We start from the raw sequence: 11,569 nt of genomic DNA, 5'->3' as shown, positions 1-11,569 counted from the left end.
TATGAAAAATAAGTACCTAAGTACCCTATTCGTTTTAGTTCTTTTGATTCAGGCTTGCCGTACGGATTCGGCCCAAGACCAGGAGGTACCTTTGTTCACCGAGCTGGACTCGACCCAAACGGGCGTAGGATTTGTGAATACAGTAAAACCTACGGCCAACCTCAACCTCATGGACTACCTCTACTTCTACAACGGCGGCGGCGTATCGGTGGGGGATCTTAACAACGACGGCCTGCCGGACGTGTACTTTGTCTCGAACCAGGGCAAAAACAAGCTGTATGTAAATAAAGGGAACTTCCAATTCGAGGACATTTCGGCCCGGGCCGGCGTGGAAGGCTTCGCCGACTGGCAAACGGGCGTGACCATGGCCGACGTCAACGGCGACGGCCTGCTGGACATCTACGTGTGTGCCGTGGGAAATTACCGGGGGCTGGAGGGTGCCAACGAGCTTTATATCAACAACGGCGACCTGACCTTTACCGAAAAAGCCGCTGACTACGGCCTGGACTTCACGGGTTTTTCTACGCAGGCGGTTTTTTTCGATTATGACAAAGATGGCGACCTGGACTGCTACCTGCTCAACCATGCCATTCATACTTCCCGCAGCTACGACCGCGTAAGTACCCGCCACCTGCGCCACAACGAGTCGGGCGACTACCTGTACCAGAGCCAGCTCAGCGACCAGGGAAATCCGTCGAAGGCGGTGAAGTTTAAAGACGTGAGCGAAAAAGCGGGTATCTACGGGCCCGCGATGGGTTACGGCCTGGGCGTGGCCGTGGCCGACCTCAACAACGACGGCTGGGACGACCTCTATGTCTCCAACGACTTCCACGAAGACGACTACTGCTACCTCAACAACGGCGACGGTACTTTTTCGGAAAAAGGGAAATCCCTGTTTCGGTACATGAGCCGCTTCTCGATGGGCAACGACGTGGCCGACGTCAACAACGACGGCTACCCGGACATCGTGACGCTGGACATGTACCCCGAAGACGAGCAGGTGGAGAAAACCTCGCTCGGTGAAGACCCCATCGACATTTACCAGTACAAGCTTTCGTTTGGGTACATGCCGCAGTTTAGTCGCAACTGTTTGCAAATCAATATGTCCGGCCAGAAATTCATGGACGTAGCTGCCCTGGCGGGCGTAGCCGCTACCGACTGGAGCTGGTCGCCGCTGCTGGCCGACTACGACAACGACGGCGTGAAGGATCTCTTCGTGAGCAACGGCATTGCCCACCGGCCCAACAACCTCGACTACGTCAAGTTTGCCGCCGACGACTCCCTGCGCTACGCCATGGAAACCTCCTCCACGCTGGACGAAAAAGCGCTGGGCCTGATGCCGGAAGGCCGGGTGCATAACTTCATGTACCGGGGGAGTACCCAGCTGCGGTTTGAGGATAAATCGCTGAGCTGGGGCTTTGCGCGCCCGACGCTCTCGCACGGAGCGGCCTACGCCGACCTGGACGGCGACGGCGACCTGGACCTGATCACCAACAACCTCAACGAACCTGCCAGCCTGTACCAAAACCAGGCCCGAAGCTCGGGCTCGAACCACTACCTGCGCGTAGCGCTTACCAAGTACCCCCAAAATACCTTCGCGCTGGGGGCGAAGGTGGTGCTGCTGCACCAGGGTACTTTGCAGGTGCAGCAGCTCATGCTCACACGCGGCTTTGGGTCGTCGAGTGAGCCGGTGCTGCACTTTGGTCTGGGCGAGGCTACCTCCGTGGATAGTTTGCTGGTGGTCTGGCCGAACCAGCAGGCGCAGTGGCTCACCAACGTACGGGCCGACCAGAAGCTGACCATTGCCTACCAGCCCGCGGCGAAGGTAGAGCCCGCCTGGCTGGTGCGCGCGCCGGACGCGCGGTTGTTTGAAGACGCTACCGAGCAATGGAAGGTACCTTACCGCCACCAGGAAAATACCTACTACGACAACTACCGCGAGTCGCTCATGCCCTTCTTGCTCTCGACCGAAGGGCCCAAACTCGCCGTGGCGGATGTCAATGGCGACGGCCTGGACGATTTTTACGTGGGCGGAGCCAAGTGGCAAGCGGGGTCGCTCTTTTTGCAGCAACCTTCGGGCCGCTTCGTACCCAGCCTTCAGCCGGATTTCGGGCGCGACTCTACCCACGAAGACGTGGACGCCGTCTTTTTTGACGCCAATGGCGACGGCCATCCCGACCTGTACGTGGTGTCGGGCGGCAATGAATTTTACGACCAAATGCCCGCGCTCCTTGACCGCCTGTACCTCAACGACGGCCAGGGCCACTTCCGGCGCGAGGCGAGTGCGTTGCCCGCCATGTACGAGAACAAATCGTGCGTGCGGCCGGTGGATATTGACCAGGACGGCGACCTGGATCTTTTCGTGGGTGGTAGGGTGGTGGGGTACCAGTACGGTGCCGCGCCGCGCTCGTACCTGCTCATCAACGACGGCAAGGGCCATTTTACTGACCAAACTACCCAGCGCGCGCCGGGCCTGGAGCGCGTGGGGCTCGTCACTGACGCCCTCTGGGCGGATATGGACGGCGACAAAGCCCCCGACCTGGTGGTGGTGGGCGACTGGATGCCCGTGCGGGTATTTTTGAACAAAAAAGGAAAACTCGAAGCCTCAAGTACCTTCACCACGCCCACCGGCTTGTGGCAGTGCGTGGCCGCCGCCGACTTTGACCAGGACGGCGACCTGGACCTGGTGGTGGGCAACCTGGGCGAAAACACGAAGTTCCGGCGTAAGCCCGACTCGCAGCTGCGGATGTGGGTGAAGGACCTGGACCAAAACGGCAGCCTGGATCACCTGCTGGCCTACAGCGTGGGCGAAGCCTGGTACCCGGTGGCTTTCAAGGATGAGCTGGGCAAGCAGGTACCTTCCATCATCAACAAGCGCTTTACCGACTACAAAACCTACGCGGGCAAAACGATGGAAGAACTCTTCAAAAAGGAAGAGCTTCGCGACGCCACCCTGCTGCAAGCCGAAACCTTTGCCTCGGTGTACCTGGAAAACAAGGGAGGTTCTTTTGAGGTACACGCGCTGCCGGTAGAAGCCCAAACCTCCAAAGTGTTTAGCTGGGCCGTGACCGATCTCAACGGCGACGGCCTGCCCGACCTCCTCGGTGGTGGCAACTACCACGGCGTGAGCATGTACCAGGGCCGCTACGACGCCAGCTACGGGCTTGTGTTACTCAATGGCGGCAAGGCGGGGCGTTTCCGGGCGCTCTCGCCGGTGGATACGGGGTTTCTGCTGGAAGGCGAGATCCGCGACCTGCGGCTCATCCAGGTAAAAGGCGAGCCCTACTGGCTGGTAGCCCGCAACAAAGCCCCGCTGCTGGTACTGAAGCCCAGGGGTACTTCCACTCCCGCGCGTGTCACCGGCCGGTAACGTAGTGCGCCTGAGGTACTTTGCGGGAAAGATTCTGCTGGGGGTAGTTGTAAACTTTTTCTTAAAAAAGTACCTTTGCTAGGTACTTCGTAACCCAAGTTGGTATAATTGTGAAGCCCTTGTTCGCCCTCGGCCTATTGTTACTGCTGCTGCTCCACCTGCTGGGGCAGTCGGTGGCGATATTGGGCCTGGAGGAAAAGTACCCGGTAGCGACGGCCAACGACAGCGGCGACGAATACCTGCTGCTCAAAGTACCCCTTTCGCTGCCCTACGTAGCGGCCTGGCAAAACGACGATCCGGCGGGGCTGGTGCAGTACGAGGGGAATTTCTACAACATCGTAGAGCAGCGCTACCAAAACGATTCCCTGTACACGGTACTTCGCTCCAACCTCACCGCACGGGACCAGTTTATGGCCCTGGCGGAGCAAATCCAGCAGCAACTGCATCAGGATACCGAAAGTACCCCCGCAAGCCAAACGCTGAAAGTATTCGCGGGTTTTTGCAAAAACTACCTTTCGACCCGGCGCGTGCTGACTTTCTTTTGGTGGGAGTGCCTGCCCGAAAGAACAAAGTACCCCCGCGTAGCCACAACGCTCCTCGCTTCGGACCACTGCCCGGCTACGCCGCCGCCCAGGTACCTTTAAGATCATCGGTTTCTTCTAAAAAAACAACCCGGAGGCAAGGGCAAGTACCCTCCCTCTTCGGACGGATCGATGGCGTGTAGGTACCTTTGCCTACGGCCCAACGAGCCAAGTACCCTGTGATGATTTTAAAGCAATGAACCTCATGAAAAGATATTTCCTCCTGGGCCTGTCGCTGGTGGCGATGACGGCCCTCAACGGCTGCCAGCAAACGGCTCCTCCCGACGTATACAACCAGCAAGCCTCTGACCCCATGTTGCTGCACGAAACCGCCACCCACCTGACGGACGTCATCATTCACGATATTTTCAAACCACCCGTGGCGAGCCGTATTTACAGCTACTCCTTCCTGGCGGCCTACGAAGCCCTGGCCCCGGCCTACCCCGAGTACCAGTCGCTGGGTGGGCAGCTCAACCAGTTTGAGGCTACGCCCCCACCCGTGACCGGGCAGGAGTACTGCTTCCCGCTGGCGAGTGTGAAGGCGTTCACGGTGGTAGGGCGCGCGCTGACGTTCTCCTCCGACTTGTGGGACAACTACGAGAAGGATTTCTTCAAAAAGTACCAGGCCATGGGCATGCCCGACGACGTCTACGAACGCTCCATTGCCTACGGCGAGCAGGTGGCCAAGCACGTACTCGACTACTCGGCCAAGGACAACTACAAGCAGATCCGCGGCTACCGCTACACCGTCACCAACGAGCCCGGTACCTGGGTACCTACGCCGCCCGCCTACGCCGACGCCTGCGAGCCCATGTGGAACACGGTCCGTTCGTTCACGATGGATTCCGTCAACCAGTTTCGGTGCCCGTCGCCGGCTAAATATGATTTAGCCAAAAATAGTGCGTTCATGAAGCTCACCATGGAGGTGTACGACATTGGCAAAAACCTAACCGAAGAGCAGCGGACCACCGCCTACTTCTGGGACGACAACGCCTTCGTGACCAACGTGGTGGGGCACGTGATGTTTGCCAATAAAAAAATGACCCCCGCCGGGCACTGGCTGGCCATCACGCGCATTGCTACAACGGACAAAAAGCTGGACCTGATGCAGACCACGGAGACCTATACGCTGGGGGCGCTGTCGCTTTTTGAGGCTTTTGTTTCCTGCTGGAGCGAGAAGTACCGGAGCGTCCGAATCCGGCCCGAGACGGTGATCAACAACGGCTGGGACCCCAACTGGCGGCCCTACCTCGAAACGCCACCCTTCCCGGAGTACGTCAGCGGGCACAGCTCGATCTCGGCCTCCTGCGGCACCATACTAACGCACCTACTCGGCGACAACGTGGCCTTCACCGACACCACCGAAAAGAAGTACGGCCACGGAGTGAAATCCTTCAAGTCGTTTAAAGAAGCTTACTGGGACGCTTCCTACAGTCGGCTGTACGGCGGCATCCACTTCCGCGACGGCGTGGAGGAAGGTACCCGTCTGGGTGAAAAAATAGGGGAGTGGGTATGGCAAAATGTAAAAACCCGCAAGCGCAAAGAGGAGGTAGTGGCGGCTACCCACTAAGCATTCATCAACTCCCGGAAGAGGTACCTTCCGGGAGTTTTTTTACCAAAGTACCCCTATGGTCGCCTTTAAAGGTACTTTGAATCTCTTAGGCCAGGGTACTTTGGCGCAGGTTGTCGAGGTTGTAGTGCAAGCCTACGTTTTCGCGGCGGGCCATGGCCATTTTCAGCACCAGGTACGACACCGTAATCATGTTGCGCAGCTCACAGATCGGCACCGATACCTTCGACTCCCGGTAGAGTTGTTCGTGCTCTTCGTGCAGCAATTGCAGGCGGTCGTAGGCGCGTTTCATCCGGCGGTAGGTACGCACAATCCCCACGTAGTTGGACATGATGCTGTTCAGCTCGCGGGTCATTTCGGTCACGAGTACGTTTTCTTCGGGGTGCGTCGTACCGGAGTCGTCCCATTCCGGAATGTGGTCGGGTACCTGGGCGGTGGAGAAGCTTTCCAGGGCGCTGAGGTAGGCGCGGTGGCCAAACACCACGGCTTCCAGCAGGGAGTTGGAGGCCAGGCGATTGGCCCCGTGGAGGCCGGTGCAGGCGCACTCACCGGCGGCGTGCAGGTGTTTGATGTTGGTTTCGCCCCACTCGTCTACTTTGATACCCCCGCAGAGGTAGTGCTGGGCGGGCACCACCGGAATCATGTCTTTCCGAACGTCGATCCCGATGTTTAGGCAGTACTCGGTGATGTTGGGAAAATGTTCCAGAAACTTGGTGTAGTCGAGGTGGCGGACGTCGAGGTACACGTGCTCTACCCCGTTTTTCTTCATCTCGGAGTCGATGGCGCGCGCCACGATGTCGCGCGGGGCCAGCGAGAGGCGGTCGTCGTAGTACTCCATGAAGGTACTTCCGTCGGCGTGTTTCAGGATGCCGCCAAAACCCCGCACCGCTTCCGAAATCAGAAACGAAGGTTTTTTGCCCGGCTGGTGTAGGCTCGTGGGATGAAACTGCACAAACTCCATGTTGTCACAGATCCCCTTGGCGCGGTAGGCCATCGCGATGCCGTCGCCGGTAGCGATGGTGGGGTTGGTGGTACTTTGGTAAATATTCCCGATGCCGCCCGTAGCCAGCAGGGTACTTTTGGCCAGAAATTTCTCCACCCCCGAAGTTTCGCGGTTCAGGACGTAGGCACCGTAGCACTGGATGTCCTCGCGGTAGCGGTAGACGGTCTCGCCCAGGTGGTGCTGCGTGATGAGCTCCACGGCGTAGTAGTGCGTAAAGAGCTGGATGGACGGGTGGCTTTTGATTTCGTCCAGCAGAGCCCGCTCAATTTCCGCGCCCGTGATGTCTTTAAAATGCAGGATGCGGTGGTCGGAGTGGCCACCTTCTTTGGCCAGGTCGTAGTCGCCCTCGGGTACTTTGTCGAAGCGGGTCCCGTAGTCGATGAGCTCCTGAATGCGCTCCGGCGCTTCCTTCACCACAATTTCCACGATCTGCCGCTTGTTGATGCCATCCCCGGCGTCCATGGTGTCGTCGATGTGTTTCTCGAAGGAATCCGACTCGGCCCACACGGCCGCGATGCCGCCCTGGGCGTACTTGGTGTTGGTTTCGTCGGCCTGTACTTTGGTAATAATACCAATGGAAACCGGCTCGTTTCGGGCTTCGAAGTGGCGGGCTAGCTTGGCGGCGTAGCTGAGTCCGGCGATGCCGGAACCGATCACAAGGAAATCAAACTGGGGCATAGGGCAAGGGATGTCAGGCGGTGTCTTTTGATAAAAGGTACTTTATAAGGCGAATTAAGGCGCTTGGCGGCGGTACTTCAACGCTACTTTCGTGACCCGCGGCGGGTCATAGAGGGTACTTCGCGTTTCCATTTCAAAAACATCTTCGTATACGTTGCGCGGATAAATATTCCAGCCGCCGGTTTTGGTAACGGAATCCCGCAGGGCAATGACATTCTGCACCGGGTAAGCTTCCCACTGAAACCGCTGGGTACTTTCGGCACCCTTGAAGTGCCCTTCAAACGAGCCATCGGGCCCAAACTGCACCCAGTCCAGGTACACATCAAACCGCACGCCGCTGATGTGGGGCAGGTGCTTGCCTTTTTGCAGCACAGGTACTTCGTCCATCGCGATTTCTTCCAGGTACCACCGGGGTACGGCCGTCAGCCGTTGCTGGGCTTCGTGCACGTCGGTAGCCGACTGGCGGCAGCCCGGCAGCAGGGTTAGGAATCCCACAAACCAAGGAAGGTACCTCATGCCATTTTTTAAATCCCTTTACTCAGCTCCAGCATTCGGGCCACGGAGGCGTACGCTTTCAGCCGGGTATTTTCTGGTACTATGATCTCCGGCTGCTCGTAGAGCAGCGCGTTGTAGAGCTTTTCGAGCGTATTCATTTTCATGTAAGGGCACTCCGAGCAGGCGCAGGTGTTGTTGTCGGTAGCGGGGGCCGGAATGAGCTTCTTGTGCGGCACCGACTCCTTCATTTTGTGCAAAATACCCGCTTCCGTAGCTACAATAAACTTGTCGTGCGGGTATTCCTGCACAAACTTCAGCAGGCCCGTGGTGGAGCTCACGAAGTCGGCCTGTAGCAGGATATCCTCCTTGCATTCGGGGTGGGCTATGAGCAGCGCGTCGGGGTTTTCTTCGCGAAGCTTTTGTAGTTTTTCCCGCGAAATATCAATGTGCACAATGCAGGCGCCGTCCCAAAGTACCAGGTCGCGGCCCGTTTTGTGGGCCACGTAGCGGCCCAGGTTGGCGTCGGGCGCAAAGATGATTTTCTGATCTTTGGGTAAACTATTGACGATCTGCAGCGCGTTGGACGAGGTACACACAATGTCCGTCAGGGCCTTGATCTCCGCCGAGCAGTTGATGTAGCTGATCACGAGGTGGTCGGGGTACTGCGCCTTGAAAGCCGCAAATTTATCCGCCGGGGCGGAGTCGGCCAGCGAGCAGCCCGCGTTCAGGTCCGGGATGACCACCTTTTTGTTGGGGCTAAGTACCTTGGCGGTTTCGCCCATGAAGTGTACCCCGCAAAACACGATCATGTCGGCCGGCGTAGCGGCGGCCTGCTGCGAAAGCCCCAGGCTGTCGCCGATGTAGTCGGCTATGTCCTGAATGGCGCCGTCGACGTAATAATGCGCCAGAATGACGGCGTTTTTTTCTTTTTTCAGGCGGTTGATTTCCGCTATTAAATCCAAGTCGTCGGCTACGGCTTCGGTAACGTAGCCATAACGTGCCACCTGCTCCTGAATGCTACTCATGCTCATGGTGAAAGGGATGCTTACTAATAAAGTACTTTAAAGCGATACAAACTTACTAAAAAAGTACGGGCTGATTTCCGTTTTAAAAGTTCGGGTGCTTGCTCTATAAGCAATAACGTTCCAGAACCCAGATAGTTTCCTGGGGGCCAGGTACCCAAAAAAGCCCGGCGAACCGCCGGGCCTTGGAAAGTACCAGATAGAAAGTACCGGGAGGTACTTAGAGAATCCAGCGCAGGAATGCGTAGAGGGTACCCGACAAAAACATCGTCACGGGCAGCGTCAGGATCCAGGCAATCACGATGTTACGAACGGTACCCGCCTGGAGGTTTTTGATGCCTTTGTTGGCTACCATGGTACCGGCAATACCCGACGACAGCACGTGGGTGGTACTAACCGGCAAACCCAGCCACGACGACGCCCCGATGGTACTGGCCGCCACGAGCTCGGCCGAAGCACCCTGGGCGTAGGTGAGGTGCTGCTTCCCGATTTTTTCGCCAATGGTAATCACAATGCGTTTCCAGCCCACCATGGTACCCAGCCCCAGCGAGAGCGAGATCATGAGGATCACCCAATCGGGGGCGTAGTCGGTAAAGCGCCGCACGCCCTCCTTCTCATTAACCTGCTTCTTAAGGTCCACGATTTCGGCCGAGCTGAGGTTTACGTTTTCACTATCAAGTACCTCCTTGACGTTACGGCTGATGAGCAGCAGCGATCTACGGGCGTTGAGGCGTTCGCCTTCGGGCAGGGCGTTGCCTACCAGCTGGGTACTTAGCTGGGTACTTAGCGACGAAATTTCCCGCTTAACCTCGCGAATGTTCGCGCGGTTTTTGCCCGAAAGCAGCATGGTATCAATGCGGCTGACGCTCCGCTCGATCCGGGTGATGTTGGCCTGGATTTCCCGGGGGTCTTTGTCGGCATCGAGGGCAAAGTAGGTCGGCGTGATCCCGATCAGGATTAGCATCACCAGGCCCACGCCCTTCTGGCCGTCGTTGGAGCCGTGAAAGAAGCTCACCATGGTGCAGGTGGCGATCAGGATGCCGCGAATCCAGGTGGGAGGCGGCTGGTTTTTCTTAGGCTCGCTGAACACAATATTGCGCAGGGGTTTGTCAAGTACCCTCCGCAGGATAAACATCAGAATAATAGCCAGCGAAAAACCAAACAGCGGCGAGGCCAGCAGCGAAATAAAAATCTCTTCGGCCTTGGTCCAGTTGACGCCCGAGCCGCGGGTATTTTCGGGCATGAAGGTAAAGGCCAACCCCACGCCCAGGATGGAGCCAATGAGCGTGTGGGAGCTGGAGCTGGGCAAGCCAAAGTACCAGGTACCCAGGTTCCAGATGATGGCGCTGAAGAGCAGCGCCATGACCATGGCCACGCTGTGGTATACGTTTTGGTCAATCAGGAGCTCCACGGGCAGCAGGTTCACAATACCCATCGCTACGGCAATGCCGCCGAAAAACACCCCCAGGAAGTTGCAGAGCCCCGACCACACGACGGCCACGTTGGGTTTCAGCGAATTGGTATAGATTACCGTCGCCACAGCATTGGCGGTATCGTGAAATCCGTTGACAAACTCAAAAGCACAGGCGGCGAAGAGACTAAACGCCAGAAGAAGAAAAATGTCGGTTTCTAAGCCAAACATGAGGAGAGGAGAAAGGTGATACGTAAGAAGCTCTTTAACCCAAAAAAGGCGGCGCAAAACTACTCAATCTTTACCGCTTGTATGTTAAGAAATTGTTAAGGCGCGTGAAAGTACCCGCCCCAAGGTACTTCTTCCCGGGGCTGATTATCACGTTTTTAGTGCTTCCGACTTATTGGCCAGCTGCCCACAGGCGGCGTCGATGTCCTTGCCCCGGCTCCGCCGGATGCTCACCGTTACGCCCCGGTCTTCCAGAAAAGCCGCGAATTGATCCAGCTTATCGGCACCGGTATTGCGGAAATCGGCCTCGGCAATGGGGTTGTACTCGATGATGTTGACGCGGGCCGGTACACGCTTCGTAAATTCCCACAGCTCTTTGGCGTCTTGCAAGGAATCGTTGAAGTTGTTGAAAACGATGTACTCAAACGTAATCCGGTTGCCCGTTTTTTTATAAAAGTAGTTGAGCGCTTCGGCCAGGTTGTCCAGGGAATTACTCTCGTTGATGGGCATGATCTGGTTGCGCTTGGTGTCGTTGGCGGCGTGCAGCGACAGCGCCAGCCGGAAGCGTACCTGGTCATCACCCAGCTTTTTGATCATCTTGGCAATACCCGCCGTGGATACGGTGATCCGCTTCGGCGACATCCCCAGGCCCTGCGGGGAAGTGATGTGCTCGATGGATTGCATCATGTTGGCGTAGTTGAGCAGCGGCTCGCCCATGCCCATGTACACGATGTTGGTCAGCGGAGCGCCAAAACTACCCTCGGCCTGCCGCGCTATCTCCACCACCTGGTCGTAGATTTCGCCCGCTTCGAGGTTGCGTTTGCGATCCATGTAGCCCGTAGCGCAAAACTTACAGGTGAGTGAGCAACCTACCTGGCTGCTCACGCAGGCCGTCATGCGGTCGGTGGCGGGTATAAGTACCCCCTCGACCAAGTGGCTGTCGTGCAGCTGAAAGGCCGACTTGATGGTGCCGTCGTGGCTTTGCTGCTGCCGGGCAGTCGTGAGCGAGTAGATGGCAAAGTGCTGGTCGAGGAGTTCTCGCGTTTTCAGCGACAGGTTGGTCATTTCAGCAAAGGAGCGGGCGGATTTCTTCCAGAGCCACTCGTGGATTTGCTTGGCCCGAAAGCCCTGCTCGCCCTGCTCGGTAAGCCAGGTTTTGATTTGTTCCGTCGTTAGTTTGCGAATGTCGCGCTTTTCCATAGGGTATCGTC

At 57.4% G+C, this 11,569-nt stretch carries 8 protein-coding genes; 3 read left to right on the top strand and 5 right to left on the bottom strand.

The features are described from left to right. Position 1 precedes the first annotated feature (1 nt). The 3 genes from HNQ92_RS17555 (at position 2) to HNQ92_RS17545 (ending at position 5,521) form a co-directional block, all read left to right on the top strand. Positions 2-3,370, top strand: a complete 3,369-nt coding sequence (locus tag HNQ92_RS17555) for a VCBS repeat-containing protein (protein WP_184175555.1) — start codon at positions 2-4, stop codon at positions 3,368-3,370. A 110-nt stretch (positions 3,371-3,480) separates the two neighbouring features. After that, on the top strand, positions 3,481-4,014 hold the full coding sequence (locus tag HNQ92_RS17550) for a hypothetical protein (protein WP_184175553.1): 534 nt from the start codon (positions 3,481-3,483) through the stop codon (positions 4,012-4,014). A 142-nt stretch (positions 4,015-4,156) separates the two neighbouring features. After that, positions 4,157-5,521 (top strand): vanadium-dependent haloperoxidase, encoded by a 1,365-nt coding sequence (locus HNQ92_RS17545; RefSeq protein ID WP_184175551.1) that lies wholly within the window; start codon positions 4,157-4,159, stop codon positions 5,519-5,521. A gap of 88 nt (positions 5,522-5,609) precedes the next feature. On the opposite strand, the gene nadB is transcribed toward HNQ92_RS17545, so the two are convergent. The 5 genes from nadB to rlmN form a co-directional block, all read right to left on the bottom strand. Then, a complete protein-coding gene (nadB, locus tag HNQ92_RS17540; protein ID WP_184175549.1) occupies positions 5,610-7,202 on the bottom strand; it encodes an L-aspartate oxidase in 1,593 nt (530 codons plus the stop codon). Positions 7,203-7,256: 54 nt separating this feature from the next. Next, positions 7,257-7,718, bottom strand: coding sequence for a hypothetical protein (locus HNQ92_RS17535; RefSeq protein WP_184175547.1), 462 nt, complete (start codon positions 7,716-7,718; stop codon positions 7,257-7,259). A gap of 8 nt (positions 7,719-7,726) precedes the next feature. Next, positions 7,727-8,722: a quinolinate synthase NadA gene (nadA, locus tag HNQ92_RS17530; protein WP_184175813.1), complete on the bottom strand. Its 996-nt coding sequence runs from the start codon at positions 8,720-8,722 to the stop codon at positions 7,727-7,729. Positions 8,723-8,939: 217 nt separating this feature from the next. Beyond that, the gene (locus HNQ92_RS17525) at positions 8,940-10,361 is read right to left on the bottom strand and encodes an inorganic phosphate transporter (RefSeq protein ID WP_184175545.1); all 1,422 of its coding nucleotides are present in this window, start codon (positions 10,359-10,361) and stop codon (positions 8,940-8,942) included. Positions 10,362-10,508: 147 nt separating this feature from the next. Then, a complete protein-coding gene (gene rlmN / locus HNQ92_RS17520) occupies positions 10,509-11,558 on the bottom strand; it encodes a dual-specificity RNA methyltransferase RlmN (RefSeq protein ID WP_184175542.1) in 1,050 nt (349 codons plus the stop codon). Between the last annotated feature and the right edge of the window lie 11 nt (positions 11,559-11,569).

The sequence above is a fragment of the Rhabdobacter roseus genome, from assembly GCF_014202275.1.
GTDB lineage: Bacteria > Bacteroidota > Bacteroidia > Cytophagales > Spirosomataceae > Rhabdobacter > Rhabdobacter roseus.
This window is presented reverse-complemented; position numbering and strand designations above follow the sequence as displayed.